The sequence below is a fragment of the Allobosea sp. 05T433 genome (assembly GCF_056396065.1).
On sequence record NZ_JBFTKS010000019.1, the window covers coordinates 113613 to 135819 of the forward strand.

Annotated in this window: 20 protein-coding genes; 6 read left to right on the forward strand and 14 right to left on the reverse strand. The window is 66.0% G+C overall.

Features of this window, described 5'->3' with window-relative positions; all coding sequences use genetic code 11:
• Positions 1 to 71: 71 nt before the first annotated feature.
• The 3 genes from AC1DGP_RS23575 to AC1DGP_RS23585 all read right to left on the reverse strand — a co-directional run bounded on the left by AC1DGP_RS23575 (position 72) and on the right by AC1DGP_RS23585 (position 3812).
• On the reverse strand, positions 72 to 566 hold the full coding sequence (locus tag AC1DGP_RS23575) for a hypothetical protein (RefSeq protein WP_476832591.1): 495 nt from the start codon (positions 564 to 566) through the stop codon (positions 72 to 74).
• A gap of 47 nt (positions 567 to 613) precedes the next feature.
• Positions 614 to 1132 carry a hypothetical protein gene (locus AC1DGP_RS23580; protein WP_476768690.1) on the reverse strand — a complete coding sequence of 173 codons (519 nt, stop codon included), beginning with the start codon at positions 1130 to 1132 and terminating at the stop codon, positions 614 to 616.
• A 562-nt stretch (positions 1133 to 1694) separates the two neighbouring features.
• Entirely contained in the window at positions 1695 to 3812 is a 2118-nt protein-coding gene (locus AC1DGP_RS23585; RefSeq protein ID WP_476832592.1) for a sensor histidine kinase, read from the reverse strand.
• A 30-nt stretch (positions 3813 to 3842) separates the two neighbouring features.
• Here AC1DGP_RS23585 and AC1DGP_RS23590 point away from each other — a divergent pair, with 30 nt between their 5' ends.
• Positions 3843 to 4619: a response regulator transcription factor gene (locus AC1DGP_RS23590; protein ID WP_476832593.1), complete on the forward strand. Its 777-nt coding sequence runs from the start codon at positions 3843 to 3845 to the stop codon at positions 4617 to 4619.
• A gap of 101 nt (positions 4620 to 4720) precedes the next feature.
• Here AC1DGP_RS23590 and AC1DGP_RS23595 read toward each other — a convergent pair whose 3' ends face one another.
• Positions 4721 to 5458, reverse strand: coding sequence for a hypothetical protein (locus AC1DGP_RS23595; protein WP_476832594.1), 738 nt, complete (start codon positions 5456 to 5458; stop codon positions 4721 to 4723).
• Between the two features lie 195 nt (positions 5459 to 5653).
• Here AC1DGP_RS23595 and AC1DGP_RS23600 point away from each other — a divergent pair, with 195 nt between their 5' ends.
• The 3 genes from AC1DGP_RS23600 (at position 5654) to AC1DGP_RS23610 (ending at position 8616) form a co-directional block, all read left to right on the forward strand.
• Complete coding sequence (locus AC1DGP_RS23600) at positions 5654 to 6343, forward strand: AprI/Inh family metalloprotease inhibitor (protein WP_476832595.1); 690 nt, start codon at positions 5654 to 5656, stop codon at positions 6341 to 6343.
• 163 nt (positions 6344 to 6506) lie between these two features.
• On the forward strand, positions 6507 to 6755 hold the full coding sequence (locus AC1DGP_RS23605) for a hypothetical protein (protein ID WP_476832596.1): 249 nt from the start codon (positions 6507 to 6509) through the stop codon (positions 6753 to 6755).
• 217 nt (positions 6756 to 6972) lie between these two features.
• Entirely contained in the window at positions 6973 to 8616 is a 1644-nt protein-coding gene (locus tag AC1DGP_RS23610) for an MFS transporter (RefSeq protein ID WP_476832597.1), read from the forward strand.
• A gap of 125 nt (positions 8617 to 8741) precedes the next feature.
• On the opposite strand, the gene AC1DGP_RS23615 is transcribed toward AC1DGP_RS23610, so the two are convergent.
• Genes AC1DGP_RS23615 through AC1DGP_RS23655 form a run of 9 tightly spaced genes read right to left on the reverse strand, consistent with a single transcriptional unit; the run spans position 8742 to position 18735 of the window.
• Entirely contained in the window at positions 8742 to 9488 is a 747-nt protein-coding gene (locus AC1DGP_RS23615) for a 3-hydroxyacyl-CoA dehydrogenase family protein (RefSeq protein ID WP_476832598.1), read from the reverse strand.
• Positions 9485 to 10384 (reverse strand): SDR family NAD(P)-dependent oxidoreductase, encoded by a 900-nt coding sequence (locus AC1DGP_RS23620; protein WP_476832599.1) that lies wholly within the window; start codon positions 10382 to 10384, stop codon positions 9485 to 9487. Before AC1DGP_RS23620 ends, AC1DGP_RS23615 begins: the two co-directional genes overlap by 4 nt.
• A complete protein-coding gene (locus AC1DGP_RS23625; protein WP_476832600.1) occupies positions 10381 to 10773 on the reverse strand; it encodes a Zn-ribbon domain-containing OB-fold protein in 393 nt (130 codons plus the stop codon). Before AC1DGP_RS23625 ends, AC1DGP_RS23620 begins: the two co-directional genes overlap by 4 nt.
• Positions 10766 to 11917, reverse strand: coding sequence for an acetyl-CoA acetyltransferase (locus AC1DGP_RS23630; RefSeq protein WP_476832610.1), 1152 nt, complete (start codon positions 11915 to 11917; stop codon positions 10766 to 10768). The genes AC1DGP_RS23625 and AC1DGP_RS23630 overlap by 8 nt, the downstream gene beginning before the upstream one ends.
• A gap of 2 nt (positions 11918 to 11919) precedes the next feature.
• A complete protein-coding gene (locus tag AC1DGP_RS23635; protein WP_476832601.1) occupies positions 11920 to 13413 on the reverse strand; it encodes an AMP-binding protein in 1494 nt (497 codons plus the stop codon).
• A gap of 46 nt (positions 13414 to 13459) precedes the next feature.
• Positions 13460 to 14248: an ATP-binding cassette domain-containing protein gene (locus AC1DGP_RS23640; protein WP_476832602.1), complete on the reverse strand. Its 789-nt coding sequence runs from the start codon at positions 14246 to 14248 to the stop codon at positions 13460 to 13462.
• Complete coding sequence (locus tag AC1DGP_RS23645) at positions 14245 to 16161, reverse strand: dipeptide/oligopeptide/nickel ABC transporter permease/ATP-binding protein (RefSeq protein ID WP_476832603.1); 1917 nt, start codon at positions 16159 to 16161, stop codon at positions 14245 to 14247. Before AC1DGP_RS23645 ends, AC1DGP_RS23640 begins: the two co-directional genes overlap by 4 nt.
• Positions 16158 to 17144: an ABC transporter permease gene (locus AC1DGP_RS23650; protein ID WP_476832604.1), complete on the reverse strand. Its 987-nt coding sequence runs from the start codon at positions 17142 to 17144 to the stop codon at positions 16158 to 16160. Before AC1DGP_RS23650 ends, AC1DGP_RS23645 begins: the two co-directional genes overlap by 4 nt.
• A gap of 7 nt (positions 17145 to 17151) precedes the next feature.
• Positions 17152 to 18735 (reverse strand): ABC transporter substrate-binding protein, encoded by a 1584-nt coding sequence (locus AC1DGP_RS23655; RefSeq protein WP_476832605.1) that lies wholly within the window; start codon positions 18733 to 18735, stop codon positions 17152 to 17154.
• 130 nt (positions 18736 to 18865) lie between these two features.
• Between AC1DGP_RS23655 and AC1DGP_RS23660 the strand changes: the two genes are divergently transcribed.
• A complete protein-coding gene (locus AC1DGP_RS23660; protein WP_441507156.1) occupies positions 18866 to 19624 on the forward strand; it encodes a GntR family transcriptional regulator in 759 nt (252 codons plus the stop codon).
• 372 nt (positions 19625 to 19996) lie between these two features.
• Positions 19997 to 20983 carry a 3'-5' exonuclease gene (locus AC1DGP_RS23665; protein ID WP_476832611.1) on the forward strand — a complete coding sequence of 329 codons (987 nt, stop codon included), beginning with the start codon at positions 19997 to 19999 and terminating at the stop codon, positions 20981 to 20983.
• Positions 20984 to 21211: 228 nt separating this feature from the next.
• Here AC1DGP_RS23665 and AC1DGP_RS23670 read toward each other — a convergent pair whose 3' ends face one another.
• Entirely contained in the window at positions 21212 to 21952 is a 741-nt protein-coding gene (locus AC1DGP_RS23670; protein ID WP_476832606.1) for a hypothetical protein, read from the reverse strand.
• Between the last annotated feature and the right edge of the window lie 255 nt (positions 21953 to 22207).

Here is a 22207-nt window from a genome sequence, read left to right on the forward strand (position 1 = left end):
CGCGGCCGGATGGGGAAGGGGTCATGTTCCGAACGCCGTCGGAACATGGCCCCTTCGATCAGCCTTGCGGCTCAGCTGTTTTCGATGATGTGGCCGCCGGCGGCGCCGATGCCCGCGCCGACCGCGCCGGCGGCGAGGGCGCCGACGCCGACCGTGGCCGCGGCGGTGCCGCTCAGGCCGGCGATCGCCGCGGCCGCGCCGGCCAGGCTCGCACCTCCGGTGAACGGGGCGGCCATGACGCAGCCGACCGCGAGCGTCAGCGAGGCAGCGGCGCCGATGCCGCCGATCGTGGCACCGATGGCTGCCAGGCTGATGCCGCCATTGACGTCCGCGAGCAATTCGTCGCTCATCGGGCTGCGGCCCGACGAGGCCTCCAGCAGCGCGCCGGCCTTGGCGTAGACCTGCTCGGCCTCCTCGGCGGACAGCGCATGGCCGCGCTCGGCGGCGAAGGAGCGCAGGCTCTCGGGGCCGGTCACGGTCTCGGCGAACTGCTTCAGCTTGGCCTCGTCCTGGAGCACGGCGGCCATGTAGCGTCCGAAGGACGGATGTTCCTGGGAGATGCTCATCTTGGTTTCCTGTATCGGCTCGATCGGGGGAGAGGGCGGGCTTCGCCTCAGCCGGTGATCTTGTCGTGGATCAGTTGCGAGGCACCGCCTGCCAGCGCGCCGGTGACAGCTCCGGAAAAGGCCGTTCCGGCTCCACCCACGACGGCCGTGCCGATGAGCGCCGCGGTGCCGGCGACCGTTCCCAGCGCGATGCTGACGGGCGCAGTGGCGACGGCGATGGCGACACCGGCGACAGCGCCGGCAATCCCGCAGATCGTGCCGCCGACCGCCGCCCAGCTCACGCCGCCATTCACGGTGCCCAGCACGGCGTCATCCAGACGAACCTCGCCGCCGGCTGCCGCGGTCTGGGTCACGACGAAATCCTGTGCGGCCTCGAACACCGTCTGCGCTTCGCTCTCGCTGATATCCACGCCCCGCGCCGCGGCATAGACGACCAGCGCTTGCGGGGTGTCGACCTCGCTGTTGAAGCGGGCCGATTCGGCCGCGTCGCCATGGGTGCTGATGATCATGTTCTGGAAGGATTTCAACCGAACCTCGTCGGTGAATCCGTAATTTTGGCTATGCATGTGAATCTCCCGCGTCACTCTGATGGAATGATATTCGGTGTCGGAGCGAGTTTGTGGAGTAAATTACTTTAACAAATGTTAATTCATCTCGCATCGCGATGAACCGATACGCCGATATACGAAGTATCGATATTTATATATTTAATTGAACTTAGAAATAGACTCAGGCTACTTGCCGAAATCGACGCCTTGCACCGCATGGGTGGCAGGGCAGGGTGCCGAACAGCCCGAAAGAAGCAGGGCAAAAGGAAGCGCAACGCGCATGCCGTTGCGCGAGGCTCCGTCCCACTTTCGAACTGGCGCGGTCGGACGGCGCTGCCGCACCAGCTCCGGGCGGTTCCATGTACAGCTGACGTTGGTACGGACGTCGACCGCAAGCAATACCTGAAATTGTAACGCTTTTTCCGGGATGTAACGCGATGTAACGACTTGCTTTGCCCGGGCGTTGTTTTTCGAAGACGAGCAAAGGATGTGTCTATTTTGGCACGCCCATGGAGCGGATCTCGCGCGGCGGATCGGCTTTCGACGCCACAGCCACGGGCTTCTCCGGGAAAGGCCCCGGTCAGGGCGCTGTCGGCAGCGCGACCCGCACCGTCGTACCTTCGCCTTCGCTGCTCTCGATCGAAACCCGGCCGTCATGGGCGGTGACGATCTTCTTCACGAGAAAGAGGCCGAGGCCGGATCCCTCGACGGCCTGCGAATACCGCCCGCGCACCCCGAGGACGAAGGCCCCGGGAAGCTCGGAGGCCGGGATGCCGCAGCCGCGATCCGTAACGGTGATGGTGATCTCTTCTCCCGCCAGGCCCAAGGCGAGCGCGATCGGCTCGCTGCCTTTCAGCGCGGTGAATTTGACGGCATTTTCCAGCAGATTGATGATGACGAGCTCCATCATGCCCTCATCGGCCACGATCGCCGCCTGCGCAGCCCGAGTCTCGATCAGCAGTTTGATCGTCGGGCCGCTGAGAAGATCGCAGGCGCGCTGGTGGGCGGCGACGACGAGGGCGCCGGCATTGACGTGGGCGATCCGGGGGCGGAAGGACGGTCCCTGCACCCGGCTGCGGGCGAGATTGATCTCCAGCATTTCGACGAGCCGAGCGATCGCTCTGCGGATGCGCTCGATCCGGCCCTGGTTGGCGCCGTCATCGGGCGGCAAGGCGAGCCCGATGCTGTCGATGCTCGAGCGAATGGCGGCGAGCGGCGTCCGGTACTGATGTGACACCACTTCGAGAAAGCGAACCTGCTGGAGCTGGGACTGCTTTTCGAGGTGCAGGGCGTCTTCGGCGATGCGCCTGGCATCGACGAGTTCGCGCGTTCTCTCCTCGACCAACCCCGCCGCGATGTTCTCGGCAAGCTGCGCATGCCGCAGCGCCTCGTCCTTCATCCGGAGGGTCAGCGCTTCGGCATCCCGCAGCCGAACCGCGAGGGCTCCCGTCAGCAGGACCGTGAGAAACAGGCCGGCAATGCCATAACTGTGGATGGCCCAATGCGGCAGCCAGGCAACCCCGAGACGCTGCGCCATCGTCAGGAAGGCGCCGACGCACAGCGCCGAGAACGCCGCGCCCCTGAGACGGCTCGCGGCCCCTTCGTCGCTCCACTGCCTCAGGCCCTGCACCATGTTGACGCAGGCCATGACGATCCCCAGCATGGTTCCGATCGGGCCGAAGATCATGTTCAGGCCGGCGAAGGCGAAGCCTACGCCCACGAGCCCGGCGGCCGCGCTTCCCTGATAGAGGCGGTGCAACAGCGGAGCCCGGTTGGGCAGGTCAAGGATGCGCATATAGGCGATTGCGCTGGCGGTCAGGCCCGCCCAGGCATTGAAGCCGAGAAAGGCATCGTTGGCGGCACCATTCTCGGGAAAGAGATAGACCCTGCTATAGCCGAGATTGCCCATGTAAATCAGCATGATGCCAAGCGTGCTGGCCGCCAGAAGCGGGTATTGCGCCTTCCTGTCGAAATAGAAGAAGACGAGCTGGGTCACCAACAGCACGCCCATCCCACCCAGCCAGGCACCGTAAAGACTCGCATCCAGGGCGGCCCCGGCGGCGTAGTCTTCGGCTGATGTCAGGCGCAGATGCAGATAGGTCGCCGAATTACCGTTCCGGACGCGGATGAACACCCGCGTCGTCGCACCCTCGGCCAGATCGAGCCGAATGGCATAGTCGAGCGCCGAAAGGCCGTCCCGCGGCAGGGGACGGCGATCCCCCATCTCGTGCCGGGTGAACCGCTCGCTCGAAAGGGGGGCATCCGGCGCGGCGGTGTAGACATCGACGTAATCGAGGAAGTTCGGCGCCAGGGAAAGGATGGCCTGTTTGGCCATCCGGCCGGGCAGCTCCACCCGAATCCAGACGGGGGTCCGGGTGAAGCCGAAGTTGACATGCGCCCCCTGGATAGTCCGAAACTCAGCCTGCTTGGCCGAATCGAGGATCTCCGCCAGCGACAGTGACGAAGCGGGATCGGACAGGACGGAAATCGTGCCGTTCAGCGAGGGCAAGGGCGCAGGCCGGGGCGGAGGTTCCGCCTGGGTTAGATATGCGATGCCGAGTACGAGCATCGCCGCCAGCACGGCGAGCCACAGGCGGGGACGGCGGTGCCGCGGCGGCAGGGCTGCGACCGAGGCCATGCCGGAACGCGTCGCCGCGCCATCATCAGTCGCGGGCAGGATTGTCGGGGCCGGCGTCAACGGAATCTCGTCGCGATGGGGTGGATGCACATGATGATGGCGGACGCGGTGGCCGGCCCGAAAGGTGCTGCACAGGAGATCTCGCGAGATTTCAAAATCATTCTCGTGGAGGACGACCACGATCTCCGTCAGAGCCTCGCCGACTATCTACGGCTGCGAAACATGCATGTCACGGAGGCGCCGTCCGGCATCGCGTTCTACAAGGCGTTGCTGCAGGAGCGCTATGACATCGCGGTCCTGGACGTCAACCTGCCGGACGTCAGCGGATTCGAGTTGGCCAGGGACATGGCCGCACGGCGGGAGATGGGGATCATTCTGTTGACGGCGCGCACCGGTCGCGACGATCGCGTGCGCGGCTATGCCGAAGGAGCCGATCTCTATCTCACCAAGCCGGTCGACACCGAGGAACTGGCTTTGGCCATTCTCAATCTCGGTCGACGCATGCGCCGCGGGCCGGTCGAAGCCGAAAACGGTCGAGGGGCGGGTGCGATCGAGGCGCCCGCAGGTGCGGCCTGGCGGCTCAATCGGCACACTCGAACGCTGCGCTCGCCGGACACCAGATCGGTGAAGCTTTCGGTTCGGGAGGTGATCCTGCTCGAGCATCTGGCGGCGCGACCGGACGAAACGGTTTCGCGGGACCTGATCATGGGTCTGTTCGGCCACGCCCGGATCGATCCCGAAAGCCGGCGTTTCGACGCGTTCCTGGCGCGCCTGCGTTCCAAGCTGAAAGCGGCAGGAATGGAATCCCCCCTGCAAGTGGTCCACAGCGCCGGCGTAAGGCTGGTCAAGCAGATCGACGTTGCCTGACGTCGTTCGATCACCCTTCGTCATCCACGCGATGGCATCGCGATCGCCAAGCTCGCGCGGGGGGGGCGACGGTTCGAAGGGGCCGCGTTTCCGCACTGGCACTACCGTGCAGCGTTGGGGCCCGCGAGTTCGTTTGCCACTGAATCGAGTTCGCTGATGCCACCCTCAGCATCATAGAGGATCGCGCAGCTTACATTTGGCATCTCGCTGGCAAGATCAAGCGTAACGCGATATTTGGGGAACGATAATTTTAACCCGCCGATGATCCCGCGCTGGAAATCCTGAGTATTATTCTTGGTTTCCATTTCAATAAAAATAGAGTCCACCTCTTTCGAGAGCGTATCGGGATCAAAATACAGCTTTGATCTATGAAGATAATTGGCTGCAGCGACCGAGAAGCACGCCGTGCCAAGATAGGTAAGCGGTGTGATCTGAAACTGATCGGCCCTGTTCATTTTCGCCGGATCGGTTTCCTTCAGGATAAAATTCGCCGAGAGCGATCCATCGGGCCCATGGATAATCGCGAGATTGAAAGGGGCTTCGATCGAGCCGAACGCGTAGCATCCACTTTCCAGGCACGAATATTCGGCCGTCGGATCGGTCGGGAAGAACTGCGAGATGCCGTTCGCCGCGTACTCATCAGGATGGAGCTTCCATTCGGGCCGGAACGCGGTGACCCGCAGGATGGCAATCAGGCTCTTCATCTGGCCGGCCAGAGACGGTTCCTGACCCCGGGATGCGGCCGGACATGAGATGGCGGCCACGACAGCGACGGCAAGGCCGATCAAGGACCTTGAGACACTGCGCGATATTGTTGCCCTCGCGGCCTGCTTCGCCATGGATCGAACTGTAGCGACAAGGGCACTCGCTTGCGACCCGGGATGCGTGATCGCCATAAGCGCGGTAGTCTTTGGTCGCCCTCCTTTTTCGTCGCCTCACGCGGCGGTGCGCCGCTCAGCATCGTCGCAAATCAAGTCAAAGCCCCAACAAGCGCTGCCCTGCCATCAAGGGCCGGATTTCCAGCGAGGTATTCGATGACGCTGCGACGCATCATGATTGCCGCATCCTCGGTCCTCCTGACGGCCTGCAATTCGGTTGGCTACCCGACCAGCTACTCGACCGGCCCCTGGGGGCCACGCAGCGTCTATGGCCCGGCACCTGGTTACCCCGCGCCTTGGGATGCGCCGCCATATGACGGTGTCGAAACGGAACCCTATTTCGATAACGGCGGCATGGATTCCTTCCAGACCGATGTCGCACCTCCCGCCGGACGCGTCGTGGTTGGACCACCACCAGACCCTGTTGCCTCGGGTCCTGATTTCGCGCCGGAGCCTTATGAGGACGGCGAGCTTCCCCGGGAGGGAGAGGTGATCGAAGAGCGACCGCAGCCTGCGCGAAGACTTGCGACAAACCAGCCCTCTGCCTCGCAGGCGATTCCACCTGCATCCAGCCCATCAGCCTACGCCGGGGCCTGGCGAGCTGTGGATGCCAGCGGAAAGGCCTGCAGAATTCAACTCTCCACCACGTCCTCGATCGACCTCTACAAGGCCTCCGTGAGTGGTTGTGCGGGATCTCCGCTTGAGACCGTCAACCTCTGGAGTTTCTCAGGAGGCAATGTCACGCTGTACTCGCGCGAGCGGGTCGTTGCCCGCCTTTCTGGTCAGGAGGCGAGCCTTTCAGGCTCGGTTGAAGCGGGTGGTGGCTCGCTTCGCATGACGCGGTGAAGAGGCGAACGCTTTTCCATCGCGCTGCCGGAACTCTTTGTCCGATTGAGCGTTTGGTTGCCGCCCAGGCTGGTACGCCCGTGCAGTTCGTCCGCGTCGGAATCGATCTGCTCGTGCGCCCCCGACCGTACGGGCGTCTTCTTGGAGCGATCGAGACCTGCCGATGTCGACTGTTAATGTCCGCTTCCCCGGTGTCCTTAATTCGAAGGAGATGCTGGTTGCCGAGTCGATCCAGGCGCGTGCCTGGGATGCCGTCAGCCGCGACAATCGCCTCATCGGCGACGAGGCCGATGCTGCGAAAGCGAGACTTGGTGGCATCATCGTTCGCCTGATGAGCGATGGCTCCAAATCCATCAACACCCTTGCCGCTGAGGCGGTTCAGACCTTCCGGGACAGCGCCGCCGGCGGATGACGCACCGGCGCAACGGGGGCGGCGATGGACCAGCGTCGGCTTCGGGCGCGTTGTGACTGCCGGGATCGTGTCGCCGCAAGGCCGGCACCCGTCGCTGGACGATGGTGCAACCTGCGTTCTTGGCGCTTTGCAAACAGGCATCGTGACGTAAGAGTCAGGAATTACGCTCGGAATCAACGCCGGCGCCCAGAAGCAGACGTCGGAAAAGAGCCGGGTCATGGATGTGCAGAAGCCTGCGGCAGGCACTGGGCCGTTTGCGCCTCTCAACAACCTGACATTCCGGGCCATCTGGCTCGCCGGGCTGATCTCGGGGATGGGATGGCTCATCCAGACCATCGCGATGAGCTGGCTGATGGCAACCATCACGCCGTCCAGCGTCATGGTTGCCTTGGTTCAGGCCGCGACGAACCTGCCCGCTTTCATCCTGTCGATCTTCGCCGGAGCCATCGTCGACAATTTCAATCGGCGCAAGGTGATGCTGGCGGCGCGGTCCTTGATGGCCGTGACCGCCGCTGCGCTGACGATCCTCGTCGCTTTTGGCATGATCAACCCCTGGATCATCCTGTTCTTCAGCTTCCTCGCGGGCTGCGGCATCGCCTTCAACGACCCGGCCTGGCAAGCGTCCGTGGGCGATATCGTCGATCGAAAGGATCTCGCAGCGGCCGTTACGCTGACCTCCGTCGGGTTCAACACGGTGCGCAGCGTGGGGCCGGCTCTCGGGGGCATCATTCTCGCGTCCTTCGGCCCCTTGACGGCGTTTTGCCTGTACACCCTTGGCCATCTCGCGCCGCTGATCGTGGTCTGGCGCTCCCGGTGGAAAGTCCCAACCTCGAGACTGCCACCCGAAGCGATGCTGACGGCGATCTCCGACGGCATTCGCTTCACGTCGCTGTCTTCGGAAATCAAGACGGCGCTCGCCCGCGGCTTCCTGTTCGGGCTCGCGGGCATCGCCATCCTCGCGCTCCTCCCGTTGGTGGTTCGTGATCAGCTTAAACAGGGAGCCGTCGCCTATGGCACCCTGATGGCCGGCTTCGGCGCAGGAGCGCTGCTGGCGGGCCTGACCTCGACAGCGCTCAGGCGAAAATTGTCGGACGAACAGCTCCTGAAGCTGGCTTGCGTCGCGTGTGCGACATGCACGATCAGTCTTTCGCTGACGAAAACCCCGGCTGTCGCGGCGGTTGCCCTCATGCTGGGCGGCGCCGGATGGGTTCTGGGCTGGTCGGGCCTGAGCATCAGCGTGCAATGGGCGAGCCCCCGTTGGGTCGTCGGCCGGACGATTTCGCTCTATTACGCGCTCACCTCACTCGGGCTCGCCGCCGGGAGCTGGCTTTGGGGGATGGTCACCGAGAGCTACTCCTTGAGTTTTGCCTTGCAGGCATCGAGCGCAGCCTCTCTTGGCGTCGCCGTTCTCGGGTTGCTCCTGCCCATCCATCAGCGCAAGGATTCTGATGTTTCGACGCACGAGACCTTCGAGGCGCCCGCCATCAACCTCGATCTGAAGCCGCGAAGCGGTCCGATTGCCGTCAGGATCGAGTATCGGATCGCCGCCGGTCAGATTGAGAACTTTCTCGCCCTGATGCTGCAGCGCCGGCGCGCGCAAGGGCGCAACGGCGCCCGGAGATGGATTTTGACGCGCAATCTGCGCGATACCGCCGTGTGGACCGAGTCGTTCCACACGCCCACCTGGCACGATTATCTGCGTTTCAATTACCGCCAGACCGCAGCCGACAGAGCCCTGAATGCCAGCCTCGTTGAGCTGCATATGGGGCATGAGGCACCGGACGTGACCCTCTCGATCGAACGGCCCACCGCCACGCCTCGCAAGGCCGATGTCTTCCGGTCCGACACCCCCCACACCTGAACGTCGCCCTTCCTTGCAACCCGCCGATCACTCGGCCAGGCTCCGGGAGCGGGCTCCGGCCAGTCGCGAGGGCCACGTGGCCGCCTGCATAGAGGCGGCCAGACCTGGCGCAGGGCGGCTTCAGCTCACATCGAGCCGGGCCTCTGCATCTCGAATGGTCCCATCGGCCAGCGGAAGCAGTCGCGCATGATTTCGTCGACCTGGTCCTCTGACGCGACGCCTTCCTCGACCACGCGCCGGGCTTCGATGCGAACAGCACGGTTGATGCGGTTGGCGACATAGCCCCAGCTATCGGGCTGGTCCTTGACGACGATCGGGTTCTTGCCGCAGCGGCGTGCCAGGGCGCTGACATAGTCGATCGCGTCCTGCGCCGTCCGCGGATGCGCGACGAGCTCGGCCAGCCGGATCACCGCCACCGGTTGGGCCCAGTGCCAGCCGAGCACGTGCTCGGGCCGGCCGGTCGCCCAGGCCAGGGCCGTGATCGGCAGTCCCGCCGCGTTCGAGGTCAGGATGGCGGCGGGCGGCGCGGCCTGGTCGAGGCGGCGGAAGACATCGCATTTCAGCGTCAGGTCTTCCGGCACGGCCTCTATGGCGAGATCGATCCCGGCGCAGGCTTCCTCCAGCGACACCGTCGTGGTGATGCGCGCGAGCGCTTCGTCGGCCGCCTGGGCGGTCAGCTTGCCGCGCTCGACCCCGCGGCGCAGGCCGAAGCGACCGTGCTCGATCCTGTCGAGCGAGGCCTGCAGGCGCTGCTCGGCGACGTCGTTCAGGCGCACGCGACAGCCGGCGAGCGCGAGCGACTGGGCGATGCCGGTGCCCATGATGCCGGCCCCGATCACGGCGACGAGAGGGGATTTGACGGGTTCGTTCACAGCAATTGCTCCTTCAGGAAGGTGGTGATGTCGCGCGGCGGCAGCAGCCGTCCGCGCAGCGCCGCGTCGAGGGTCTCCGGCGACCAGCGGCGCGGCGTGCGCACGCGTTGCGCCACCGCCGCGATGTCCATCAGCAGGACCTCCCGCCCGATCAGGTGGAAGACCTGCGCGTTGGCCGGGCAGGCGGCTTCCGCCAGCCAGGCGATGAGGGGAGAGACATTGTCGGGCGCCATCACGTCGAAGCTGCCATCGGCGGGCGCATCCTCGATCGTGGCTTCGCTGATGCGGGTGCGCGCCGAAGGCGAGACGACGTTGGAGCGGACGCCGTAGCGGGCGCCCTCCAGCGCAATGGTCGAGGACAGGGCGACGACGGCAAGCTTGGCGCTGGCATAGTTCGCCTGCCCGACATTGCCGGCGAAGGCGGAGGCGGAGCTGGTGTGGACGACGCTGGCGCAGACCGCCTCGCCGCGCTTGTGACGCTCGCGCCAATAGGAGAGGGCATGGCGCGCCGGCGCGGCGTGGCCCTTGAGATGAACGCGGATCACGGCGTCCCACTCGGCCTCCGACATGTTGGCGAGCGTGCGGTCGCGCAGGATTCCGGCATTGTTCACGAGCACGTCGAGGCGGCCGAAGCTCGACACGGCGAAGGCGACCAGCGCCGCCGCCTCGTCCCAGTCGGCGACGTCATGCCCGCTGGCGACGGCTTGCCCACCGAGCTCGCGGATGGTTGCGACGACATCCTCGGCCGGGCCGGCGTCACGGCCTGCGCCGTCGAGCGCAGCGCCGCGATCATTGACGATCACGGCGGCGCCCTGCGCGGCCAGCGCCAGCGCATGCGCCCGCCCAAGTCCGCGCCCGGCCCCGGTGACGATGGCGACGCGGTCCCGCAGCCTCATGGGGCGACCCTCTCGAAGGCGGGGAAGGGCGGCGCGTCCTCGCGCTCGCTCCAGACCAGCCTGACCCGGTCACCGATGCTGCAGGCGGGGCCATCGATGCCCGCGAGCAGGCGCGGCCCGGCATCGAGCGTCACCAGCGCGACCTGATAGGGCGGCGGCAGGAGATCGGAGACCGGAATCCGCACGGTGGTGATCGAATAGACTTCTCCCGCGCCCGTGACATCGACCCAGTCGAGTTCGCGGCCCTCGCAGGAGAGGCAGAACGGCCGCGGGTAGAATTGATGCTGGCTGCAGCCGCGGCAGCGCTGGACCGAGAGGCGCCTCTCGCTGGCAGCCTCCCAGAACGGCCAGAGAGAGGGGTCCTCGACCTTGAAGGCGTGATCATTCATGGGCCAGAACCACCGTGCTCGCAGTTGACAGGAAGCCGCCGGTGCCGTGCGCCACGCCGATGCGCGCGCCGGGCACCTGGCGTTCGCCGGCCTCGCCTCGCAGCTGGCGGACCGCCTCGATCAGCAGCATCAGGCCGAGCGCACCGGGATGATTATAGGAGAGCCCGCCGCCCGAGGTCATCGAGGGCAGGGAGCCGCCGGGACGCAATGCGCCCGATTGCGCGAAGGCGCCGCCTTCTCCGAGCTTGCAGAAGCCGAGGTCCTCGAGCGCGATCAGCACGCTGATCGTGAAAGAATCATAGGGCTGGAAGACGTCGACATCGGCCGGCCGGATGCCGGCCATGGCGAAGGCCTCCGGCCCACAGCGCCGCCCCGGCATGCCCTCCCGGTCGAGATCCGGCATCTGGGAGACCAGCCAGTGGTTCTGGCTCTGCGCTGCGCCGATGACCCGCACGGCCTTCTTGGCGGCGTCGCGGGCACGCTCTGCGGTGGTGACCACGATCGCGCCGCCGCCATCCGTGACGAGGCAGCAGTCGAGACGGGTCAGCGGATCGCAGATCGGCGCCGAGGACAGAACCTGGTCGATGCTCAGCGGCTTGCGGCTCCAGGCCTTGGGGTTGCGCATCGCCCACATCCGGGAGGCGACGGCGACTTCCGCCATCTGCTCGCGCGTGGTGCCGAACAGGTGCATGTGCCGGGCTGCATAGAGTGCATAGCGCCCGATCGGTGCCGGCAACCCGGTCGGAACCTCGAGCTGCTGCAGCATCGGCACGCCCATGCCGCCGGCGGGCGGCTCGCGATGGCGGGCGCGGCGGCTGCGCTGGCGCGAGGCATAGGTGATCAGGGCCACCTCGCAGAATCCGGCATTGATGGCCGCGATCGCCTTGTGAACATGGGCCTCGAAGGCAGCGCCGCCGAAATCGGTGGAATCGGCATAGCGCGGCTGGATGCCGAGATATTCCCCGACCTGAACCGAGCCTTCCTCGCCCATATAGTTCACGAAGAGGCCATCGACGTCGCGGATCGACAGGCCGGCTTCCGCTAGGGCCTCAGCCGCGGCCAGTGCGATCATCGAGAGTTCGTTATGGTCGTGGACCTCGCCCAACGGCGTTTCCGCTGCGCCGGCGATGTAGACGGGACGCATCGTCACTGGCTCAATCCTTCGGGGGTACGGGCCGCGATCAGGGCACTGCGGCGGATCTTGCCGGACTGGTCGCGCGGCAAGGCGGAGGTGAACTCGATCGTCTTGGGAATCTTCGCAGCCGACAGGCGCTCGCGCATCCAGGCGTAGAGTTCGTCGAGCGCGATCGTGCCGGAAGGGTCGACCGGTTCCACGATCGCGTGGACACGCCGACCCCAGTCCGCATCGGGCAGGCCGACCACGGCGGCGTCGCCGACGGCGGCATGCTCGGTCAGCACGGCCTCGACCTCGGCGGGATAGACATTGACGCCGCCGCTGATGATCAGATCGGTGCGCCGGTCGGCGATGTAGAGGAAGCCCTCGGCGTCGACATGGCCCATGTCGCCGACGCTGGTATAGCCGTCCGGCGTCGTCTTGGCCGGTGGCGAGCCGATATAGGCATAGGTCGGCCGGGGATAATGGGTCGGGCGGAAGAAGATCTCGCCGATCTCGCCGGTCGGGACCTCGTTGAATTCGGCGTCCAGGATCTTGAGGTCGCCGTCGCCGGCCCGGCCGACGCTGCCGCGATGGCTAAGCCATTCCGGCCCGGAAATATGCGCGTAACCGACGGCTTCGCTGCTGCCGTAGGATTCCTGCAGCTTTTCGGCGCCGATCAGGTCGACCCAGGCCTGCTTCAGCCAGACCGGGCAGATCGCCGCGGTGATGAAGATCGAGCCGATGCTGGAGAGATTGCGCGACTGGATCTCCGGCAGCCGGATGATGCGCTGCATCATCGTCGGCGCGAAGAACATGAAGCTGCAGCGATGACGCTCGATCAGATCGACCACGCGCGCGGCATCGAAGCGCTCCATCAGGATCAGCCGGTGGCCTTCGAACAGGCCGAAATGGGCCCAGGTGAAGGGGGCGTTGTGATAGAGCGGCCCGCAGACCAGCTGGATCTGCCCGGAGCGGAAGCCGATATGGCTGATGTCGCCGATCTCGCCGGGCACGCGGACCCAGGGATGGGGATAGACGATGATTTTTGGGCGGCCGGTCGACCCGCCCGAGGCGGTCGCCTTGCCGGGATGAGCGATCCGGTCCGGCACCGGCTCTGCGTCGCGGCTGTCGTCCAGGGTGACGGCGCGGATTTCCGCATGGCTCATATCGGCCCCGGCGCGGTCGGCGATCACGAACCTTGCGTCGAGAAGCTTAAGCGTCTCGGCGAATTCGCGCTCGGGCGCACGGGCGCTCTGGGCCACCGTGCAGGCGCCGCAGCGCCAGGCGGCGATGGCGATGGCGATGTGCTCGATGCTGTTGGGGATGCCGGTCACGACCATGGTTTCCGGGCCGACCCCGCGCTGCGCCAGCACGCGGGCGAGGCGCGTGGCGCGCAGGTGCAGGTCGCGCCGGGTCACGTCCGTCTCCTGTCCGTCACGATCGACGAAGGTGATCGCCACGATGTCCGGCGCCTCGGCTGCAAGCTCTGCGAGGCGGGCGGGAAAGCTGATTTCGGCAGACATGATCGGTATCCTCGGGAAGCCTGGAGACGCGGACGCGCAACGATTTTCAGCCCGGGCCGAAAGGGCCGGGGGCGGAGGCGGGGGGCTCGCGCATGTGTCGGAGACGCGGCACGGCCTCGAGGAGGCTGCGCGAATAGGGGTGCGACGGTGCGGCGAAGAAGCTGTCGGCATGGCCCTGTTCGACGAGCTTGCCGCGATACATCACGGCGACCTCGTCGCTCATGGCCCTGACGGCCGCCATGTTGTGCGAGATGAACAGATAGGACAGGCGCAGTTCCGCCTGCAGATCGCGCAGCAGATTGAGCACGAGCGCCTGGACCGAGACGTCGAGCGCGGAGGTGACCTCGTCGAGCACGATGATCGATGGGCGCACCGCGAGCGCACGGGCGATCGCGACGCGCTGGCGCTGGCCGCCGGATAATTCATGCGGCAGGCGCGAGGCGACGGTGCGGGAGAGGCCAACCGTGTCGAGCAGGCGCCCCAGTGCATTCGGGTCGCGCTCGCCGCGCAGCCGCATGCCCTGTTCGACCGCGCGTGCGATGGTCATGCGCGGATCGAGCGAGGCGGACGGGTCCTGGAAGACGATCTGGACCTGACGGCGATAAGCCTTCAGGCGAGCCCCTGCCGCGCGCGTCACGTCTTCGCCGTCCAGCATGATCCGGCCCCCAGTGAGATCGTGGAGGCGCAGGAGCGCGCGCCCCAGCGTCGACTTGCCGGAGCCGGACTCGCCGACGAGCCCAAGCGTGCCGCCGGGCGGGATCGCGATGCTGACGCCGTCGAGCGCCAGCATCGCCCCGAAGCGCACGCGGATATCGGTCGCGGACAGGCCGGTCATGCTACAGCCTCTGACTTGGTATCGGACTTGGTCTCGGACTTGGCGTCGGGCTCGGCATCGGGCGCGGCATGCAGCCAGCAGGCGACGACGCGGCCTGATCCGATCTCCGTCTGGGGCGGTTCCGAGACGGCGCAGGCGCCGTGGCGGGCGGGGCAGCGCTCCTGGAAGGAGCAGCCGCGCGGGAAGGCGCCGATCACCGGCGGCTGGCCCGGGATTTCGACCAGGCGTTGTCCGCGCGGCGTGTCGAGGTCGGGAATCGCGCCCATCAGGGCCCGCGTATAGGGGTGGGCGGGATCGCCGATGACCTGCTCGACCGGGCCGCTCTCGACGATGCGGCCGCCATACATCACCAGCACGCGGTCGCAGACCTGCGAGATCACCGCCAGATCATGCGAGATCATCAGGATCGCGGTGCCGTCCCGGCCATTGGCCTCGCGCAGCAGTGCGAGGATCTGGGCCTGGACCGTGACGTCGAGCGCGGTCGTGGGTTCGTCCGCCACGATCAGGGACGGGCGCATCATCAGCCCCATGGCGATCATCGCCCGTTGCCGCATGCCGCCGGAGAATTCGTGCGGATACTGGTCGAGCCGCCGGCCGGGCTCGGTGATGCCGACGAGCGCGAGCTGTTCCAGCGCGAGCGCGCTGGCCTCCTCTTCAGACAGGCCGCGATGATGGCGCACGGCTTCCGTCATCTGCTCGCGAATGCGCAAAGCCGGATTCAGCGAGGTGCTCGGATCCTGGAAGACGACGGCGAGCCCGGTGCCGAGCAGACGCTCGCGCAGAGCCCCGCTCATCGCCGTCAGATCCTCGCCGGTGAAGAGCATCCGGTCGGAGGAGACCCGGGCCGGATAGCCGGTGAGCCCGGCCAGCGCCATGGCGGTCAGCGTCTTGCCGCTGCCGGATTCCCCGACGAGCCCGACAGTCTCGCCACGCCCGATGCTCAAGCCTACATTGCGAACCGCCGCGATCGTCTGGGAGCCCTCGGTCGGAAAGGCGACGCTCAGATTCTCGGCCAGCAGAACCGTATCCTCCCCGCCAGCGAGCCGCAGCGGTGCGATCGCGCCAGCCGCGCTGTCGATGCCGCTGCCGGACACCAGGGAGCGGCTGCGCATGGGCTGGATCCAAAGCGCGATCGCCTCGCCGAGATAGCTGAAGATCAGGCCGGACAGGGCGATCGCCGCCGCCGGTCCGAGCGCGGCGGCAGGGTTGACGTAGATGGCTTCGGCGCCCTCGATCAGCATGCGGCCCCAGTCGAAGGCCGGCGGGTTGACGCCGAGGCCGAGGAAGCTCAGCGACGCGATCTCGACGATCGCCAGCCCAAGCGAGGTCGCGGTGCTGACGGCGAGTGTGTCGGCGATATTCGGCAGGACATGGCGGCAGAGGATCGCGATGCGGCCGAGGCCGAGTGCTTTTGCGGCGGCGACATAGTCCCGCCCGACGATGGCCGAGGACATGGTGTAGCCGAGCCGCGCATAGGTCGGCACGCCGGCGAGGCCGACGCCGAGCACGGCGCCCTCGATACTCGGGCCGACGATCGTGGTGATCACGATCGCAATCAGGATCGCGGGGAAGGACAGGGCGGTGTCGATGATCCGCGTGCCGATCGACCGGGCGAGGCTGCCCGATAGCGACAGCCACATGCCGATCGCGACGCCCAGCACGACGCGGATGGCCGTTGCCGCCAGCGCCAGGCCGAGCGAGAGCTGCGTTGCCGCCAGCGTGCGGGCGAAGACGTCGCGCCCGAGATCGTCGGTGCCGAACCAGTGTTCGGATGAGGGGCCCGTTCCGGCGGCCGCGACATCCATCCGGCTGACGACGTCGGCAAACAGCGCCGGGGCGACGAGCGCGGTCGCGAGCAGGAGGATGGCCCCGATACCGGCCAGCAGGGATGCGAGGTTGAGCCGTCCGGTCATGTGCGGACCGTGCTGCGCGGGTCGGCGATGGCGAGAAGCACGTCGACGATCATGTTGGTGACGAGGACGAGCAGGCCGAGCAGCACCACGATCGCCTGGACGACGGGGTAATCCGCGGTCACGACCGCCCGCACGATGGCGGTGCCCAGGCCCGGCCAGGCGAAGATGTTCTCGACGATCACGGCGCCGCCGATCAGGAAGGGAAAGACCAGGCCGGCAATGGTCAGCGCCGCCGTGACCACATTGGGCGCGAGATGGCGCAGATAGATGCGCCAGGCGGGCAGCCGCTTGCTGCGGGCGGTGCGGATGAAATCGGCCCGCAGTGTCCGCCGCGCCTCGACCCGCACGACGCGGGCGAGATTCAGCGCCGGCCGCAGGCCGATCGCGAGCGCGGGCAGGATGACCGAGCCGGGGCCGGCGGCGCCCGAGATCGGAAGCCAGCCGAGCGAGACGGCGAAGACATAGCCGAGGAAGATGCCGGCCAGCAGTTCCGGGATCGCGCCCAGCGTACCGGTCACGATCGTGAAGCCATGGTCGAGCCAGGGCAGGCGGTCGTCGCGCGTCGCGATGGCGACCGCCAGCCCGAAGCTGAAGCCGACCACCACGACGAAGGCGAGCGCGAGCCCGGCAAGCGCGGCGGTATAGGGCAGGCGATCGCGGATGAGCTCGATCACCGGCTGGCGGGTGGCGAGCGAGACGCCGAAATCCCCGCGCGCTACCCCCGCCACATAGTTCCAGAGCTGCACGGCGAAGGGCTGGTCCAGCCCGAGTTCGCTGCGCAGCTGGCTGAGATAGGCGGCGTCGGCGTCCGGCCCGGCGACGCGGCTGGCTGCATCGCCGGGGATCATCTTCACCATCAGGAAGGTCAGGAGCACGAGGGCAAAAAGGATCGCGGCGATCTGCGCGGCCTTCCCGAGCAGGAACCTGGCGAACGGTAACCTGGCGAACAGGAACCTGGAGAGCGGTCGGCCGCGCGTCATCATGCTGCGCTCACTTGCCGACGCGGATCGAGCGGATATCCATCACGAACGGTCCGCCGATGGTGAAGCGGACGCCCTTGCGCGAGAAGAAAGTGTTCACGCCGCCAAACAGCGGCAGGATGTTCATGTTCTCGAGCAGCGAGAGCTGTGCCTCGCTCCAGCGGGCGCAGCGTTCGGGGCTGTCGGGGGAGGAGGCGAGCGCCGCGGCCTGTGCCGCCGCGAAGCGGGCATTCTCGATCGTGCCGTGGTTCGAGCCCTTGCCGCTCACGAAGGGGACGACGGTATTGGCGCTCGGCATCGGCGGGCCGAAGGGGAAGACGCCGATCTCCCAATCGGCCCCGCTCATCACCGAGGCGGTCTCCTGAAGCGTGATGTTGCGCAGCTCGACCTCGCTGCCGATCGCGCGCAGCGCTTCGAGGATGTATTCGGGAGCGGAGCCCTGCAGCCCGGGCTGGCCGATCAGGCGCAGCCTGAGCTTCTTGCCATCCTTGGCGAAGATCCCGTCGGATCCCGGCGCATAGCCTGCCTGTTTCAGCAGGGCCTTTGCCGCCTCGGCATCCGGCTTCGGCAGGAGATCCGCCGTCTTGGGCTCGTAGCAGGCGACCAGCGGGCTGATATAGCTCGTGGCCGTCAGGCCGTTGCCGGCCGTGGCGGCGCGGGTCGCGAGATCGCGATTGATGGCGGTTGCGATGGCGCGGCGGACCAGCACGTCGGCCGTGGGATAGCCGTCGCGATGCTGGAACATCATGAACTGCATGCCGAAGGGTTTGGCATCGAGGAAATCGAGCGATTTCGCGGCCTTCAGCCGGTTGATGTCGCGGCCCGTGACAAGGCTGAGATCGATCGTGCCGGATTGCAGCTCGTTCGCCGCCGTCGTGTTGTTGTTGATCACGCGCACCTGGATCGTCGCGGGCCGCCCCGGGTCCTTTCCGGTCGCTCCGCTTGAATCCCAGGCATGGTCCGCGCGAAGCTTCAGCACATAGTGCGAACCACGGACCGAGGCCGCCTTGTCGAGCGTGTAGGGCCCGGTGCCGCTCGGTGTCGAACCCAGCGCTTCGGTATCCTTCAACCCGGAGGGGCAGACGATCGAGGCCCAGGGCATCGCCAGCCCGATCAGCAGGTCGCTGAAGGGGGCGGTCATGGTCAGCGTCACCGTGCCAGCGGCGTCGTCCCCGGTGGCGGAATAACCGGCGATGCCGACGGTACGATAGGCCATCGGCGCATTGGTTTCCTTGGCGCCGAGGCGGGTCAGCGCGGCCGCGGCCGCGGTCGCGGTCAGCGGGGTGCCATCGGAACAGGTGACGCCCTTGCGCAGCTTGAAGACGGTGCGGCTCGCGTCGCCGCTCCACGATTCGGCGAGCGCCGGCACGGGCGCACCCTTGTCGTCGAGCGCGACAAGGCGGTCATAGAGCACGTTGACGAGCTGATATCCGTCCGACGTCACCGTCTTGACCGGGTCCAGGCTGTCATAGTCGGCCCCGATGCGGATGGTCGCCTTGTCCGCGGCAAAGCTGGCCGGTGCGACGCAGATGGAAGCGAGAATGCCGGCGACGACCGCGGCTGGCCCCGCGAAATGCCTCAATGACGAACTCATGCGCCTTCCCCTCTTGTTATATTGATATCTAAGATATTAGTTAGAGCCGAAGCGGGGTGTCAAGACGCGGCCCCGGTTCGTGATATGCGTGCATCGCTCGGGCAGCATCGGCCCGCGGAAAGGGATGGTCATGTTCAAGCCGGTGGCGGCGACAAGCTTTCAGGATCTGGTCTATGACCAGCTGAGCGATGCGCTGATGACAGGGGCCTTCTGGCCGGGCGAAGCGCTGAATATCAACGATCTCGCAACCCAGTTCGGGACCAGCATCATGCCGGTGCGCGATGCCGTTCGCCGCCTGGCCGCCGAACGCGCTTTGCTTGTCGAGCCGCAGAAGGGGGTCCGCGTCTGGCGCCCGACGAAGTCGGAATTCGCGGAGATCACCCATGTCCGCACGCTGCTCGAAGGGGATGTTACGGCCGCCGCGGTTACGCATCTGACGGATAAGAACGTCCGGGACGTGGCACGCGCGATCGACGAGATGAACGAGCTCGGGGTCTTCCGCAGCGAGCGTTTCCTCGTGCTGAACAAGCAGATCTTCTTCACGCTCTACGAGGCTGCGCAGCGGCCGGCGACATTGCCGATCATCCAGAGCCTCTGGCGCCAGATCGGACCGATCGTCCGTCTCTACTCGCTGTTCGAGGGGTTTCCGCCCACCGTGGAAACCTCGCTCGCCTTTGTCGAAGCGCTGCGCCGGCGCGATGGCGAGGCTGCGCGCGACATCCGCATCAAGCAGATTCTGCGGCCATCCGAAATCCTGATGAGCCGTTTCGACGAGATCCTGGACTACCGCAACGACTCGCCCCGCCACCTGGCCCATGTGAAGCCGATCGCGAGCGCCTTGCCAGGCGAGGGGACGAAGCGGCCGGGACGGCCGCGGCGCGTGAGATAGCCGTCCGTTCAGGGGCGCGGGCAGCCTGAAGTTCTGGGCAGAGCAGGGGGCTTGTGCAGGCTCGATGTACGCTGAGCGTCCCTTTGCTTCTCAGGTTGGGGCAATGCAGCGGGCGTGCGATCGACGCCTTCGCCTCACTCTCGTCATGGCGAGAGGAGATAGGAAGCAGCCGGGCGCCATGTTGGTGCCAGAGATCGATTTGCCTGCGACCAGATACGCACGGAGTGGCGCCGCAGTTCGATCAGCGAATGCGGTGGACATTGGACCGGGTCTTGCGAGGCCCGATGGCTCGCTGTCACCAGGTTTTATATCCTGCTGAACGACTGGTGGGCAGTCGGCGGCGAAGAAGACGGCTAGAGTCGCGGCATGAAGATGGCATCCTCACAATTTGATCTGTTCGATGACGCACCGGGATACCGGCAGACGCCACGACCGGCACCGAGAAAGCGCAGGCTCGAGACCGTGCCGCTGTCGCCCGGCGGCGATGATGAAGAGGCTGCCCGAAGGCTGGAGCAGACCGGCCGATTCAAGGTGCTGCGAAAGCTCGTGCCTCGCCCCATCGTCCCGCGCGCGCAGAGCGCCTTCCCGAACCTCGCGGTGCTGGTCGATACGGAGACGACGGGCCTGCAGCACGCGCGGGACGAGATCATCGAAATCGGCGCCGTTGGTTTCACCTATGACGACGAGGGAGCGATCGGGGATGTCGTTGGCATCTACGGCGGCTTACGCCAGCCATCGGTACCCATCCCCGCGGAAATTACGCGGCTGACCGGCATCACCGACGAGATGGTCGCCGGTCACGCCATCGATATCGCGACGCTCGATGCCTTCATCGAACCTGCCGATCTCGTCATCGCCCATAATGCCGGGTTCGATCGCCCGTTCTGCGAGCGGCTGTCGCCAGTCTTCGCCTCAAAAGCCTGGGCCTGCTCCGTCAGGGAAATTAGCTGGGCCGATTTAGGCTTTGAAGGCAACAAGCTGGGATATCTCGTCGGCCAGTCCGGGCTGTTCCACGAGGGCCACCGCGCAACGGATGACTGCAATGCCCTCCTGGAGGTCCTGGCGAGACCGGTGGGAGCCAGTGGAACGCGACCGTTCGCCGAGCTGTTGCGATCGAGCGCGCGCAGCAGAATCCGCATCTACGCGGAAAATGCCCCCTTCGACATGAAGGATCACCTCAAGGGGCGCGGCTACCGATGGTCGGATGGCAGTGACGGACGGCCCAGGGCCTGGTGGATCGAAATCGACGAAGAGCTCCATGACGAGGAGCTCCGCTATCTCCGCACCGACATCTATGGCTGGGCAGACGCCGAGCCGCTGACCCTGCGGCTGACGGCGCATGATCGATTTCGTGCGTGACGGACGAGTTCGAGCCGATCGGCACGATCGACCGGCCACCGATCTCGGCCCGCAAGGGCCGCCGCCTCAAGACGGCCTTGCGTTAGGAGCGGATGTTGGCGCCTTGCCCGGAACCGGACATTTGCAGACGGGATGGGCCGCATCGTCCGGCGACCCTTTGCAGTCGCGCGAAGATTTAGGGCGAACTGTATGGCCGCTCTGGCGTCTGGTTTCTGCCAGACCGCTCATTCACATTGCCACTCGTCCATCTTGCTTTAATTGGCCCGGAAGCCAACGGAACTGCCCCGCTGGCCGGGTGTCTACATAGCCACCATAGCCAGTTTGCTTCTCCCATGGCATCGGCTTTCCCCACCATGGCAGCCTCTGCTCGATACCCCGTGTGATCGGGTCGCCAGTAAGACCGATGAGGTTGAACGGCCATATGCCGGCGGAGACGATTTCGATCGTGGCCGAGTGGAAGCCATAGCCCGGCCCGAAGACCGTAGAGAACTCGTCGATATAGATCGGCGCTACGCCCTGTGGCGGCGTATCCCGCCATCGAATGTCGTAGATAACCTTGGCGCTCGCCGGATTATTCAGATCGGCAAAGGTCATCAGGGTGGGAACGAGATCACGACGAAGCGTGACCGTGCCAGACAAAGTCTTGATGTCGCTCGGGCGCAGAGTATTATTTTTACCGCCGAATGCCTGCATGACGATGTACGGTGAAGTTAAGAGGGCAGCCAGATTTTTGCCGTCTCCGAGGTCGAGAAAGATCGCCTCGCCGGTCACAGTGGCTCCCCCGCCCGTGCCCGGCAGCAGGCCCTTGCGGGTGTTGATGAACACTCGTGTAACGCCAGAGGCGCTCTTGACGCCGCCCGGGGTGTAAACCGAAATCGTCAGCCGATAAGCGTGTTCGTCTCCGTTCTTTGAGGTCATATAGAGGAGGCCGAGGGCAAATACGGTGCAAAGTATGCCAAGCAGTTTCATCCCGGAACGCTCACGCTTGGGGGCTCCAGTGCACAGAAGCACCTAGATCGTACCAGACCGGCACCTCAATTCGCGCAGATCGGCCGTCCACAATGAATGTCGGGTTCCCACCGAGGCCGTGTGCAAACGCGCTATTGGGATGCCTGAGGTGTGCGCCGCGTCGTCTGCGGGTGAAGTTGGACGAGAGTCGCGGCGACCCTTTCAGGTCCGCATCGCCAGAAGGAGCGGCCCAGCGCCAAGGATGGCGATCACTCT

Coding starts and splice junctions, on each gene's coding strand:
- AC1DGP_RS23620 (WP_476832599.1), bottom strand. CDS start 10,384: ATGAGGCTGCGGGACCGCGTCGCCATCGTCACCGGGGCCGGGCGCGGA.
- AC1DGP_RS23625 (WP_476832600.1), bottom strand. CDS start 10,773: ATGAATGATCACGCCTTCAAGGTCGAGGACCCCTCTCTCTGGCCGTTC.
- AC1DGP_RS23580 (WP_476768690.1), bottom strand. CDS start 1,132: ATGCATAGCCAAAATTACGGATTCACCGACGAGGTTCGGTTGAAATCC.
- AC1DGP_RS23605 (WP_476832596.1), top strand. CDS start 6,507: ATGTCGACTGTTAATGTCCGCTTCCCCGGTGTCCTTAATTCGAAGGAG.
- AC1DGP_RS23595 (WP_476832594.1), bottom strand. CDS start 5,458: ATGGCGAAGCAGGCCGCGAGGGCAACAATATCGCGCAGTGTCTCAAGG.
- AC1DGP_RS23630 (WP_476832610.1), bottom strand. CDS start 11,917: ATGCGTCCCGTCTACATCGCCGGCGCAGCGGAAACGCCGTTGGGCGAG.
- AC1DGP_RS23650 (WP_476832604.1), bottom strand. CDS start 17,144: ATGATGACGCGCGGCCGACCGCTCTCCAGGTTCCTGTTCGCCAGGTTA.
- AC1DGP_RS23645 (WP_476832603.1), bottom strand. CDS start 16,161: ATGACCGGACGGCTCAACCTCGCATCCCTGCTGGCCGGTATCGGGGCC.
- AC1DGP_RS23655 (WP_476832605.1), bottom strand. CDS start 18,735: ATGAGTTCGTCATTGAGGCATTTCGCGGGGCCAGCCGCGGTCGTCGCC.
- AC1DGP_RS23635 (WP_476832601.1), bottom strand. CDS start 13,413: ATGTCTGCCGAAATCAGCTTTCCCGCCCGCCTCGCAGAGCTTGCAGCC.
- AC1DGP_RS23610 (WP_476832597.1), top strand. CDS start 6,973: ATGGATGTGCAGAAGCCTGCGGCAGGCACTGGGCCGTTTGCGCCTCTC.
- AC1DGP_RS23590 (WP_476832593.1), top strand. CDS start 3,843: ATGATGATGGCGGACGCGGTGGCCGGCCCGAAAGGTGCTGCACAGGAG.
- AC1DGP_RS23600 (WP_476832595.1), top strand. CDS start 5,654: ATGACGCTGCGACGCATCATGATTGCCGCATCCTCGGTCCTCCTGACG.
- AC1DGP_RS23670 (WP_476832606.1), bottom strand. CDS start 21,952: ATGAAACTGCTTGGCATACTTTGCACCGTATTTGCCCTCGGCCTCCTC.
- AC1DGP_RS23575 (WP_476832591.1), bottom strand. CDS start 566: ATGAGCATCTCCCAGGAACATCCGTCCTTCGGACGCTACATGGCCGCC.
- AC1DGP_RS23660 (WP_441507156.1), top strand. CDS start 18,866: ATGTTCAAGCCGGTGGCGGCGACAAGCTTTCAGGATCTGGTCTATGAC.
- AC1DGP_RS23665 (WP_476832611.1), top strand. CDS start 19,997: ATGGCATCCTCACAATTTGATCTGTTCGATGACGCACCGGGATACCGG.
- AC1DGP_RS23640 (WP_476832602.1), bottom strand. CDS start 14,248: ATGACCGGCCTGTCCGCGACCGATATCCGCGTGCGCTTCGGGGCGATG.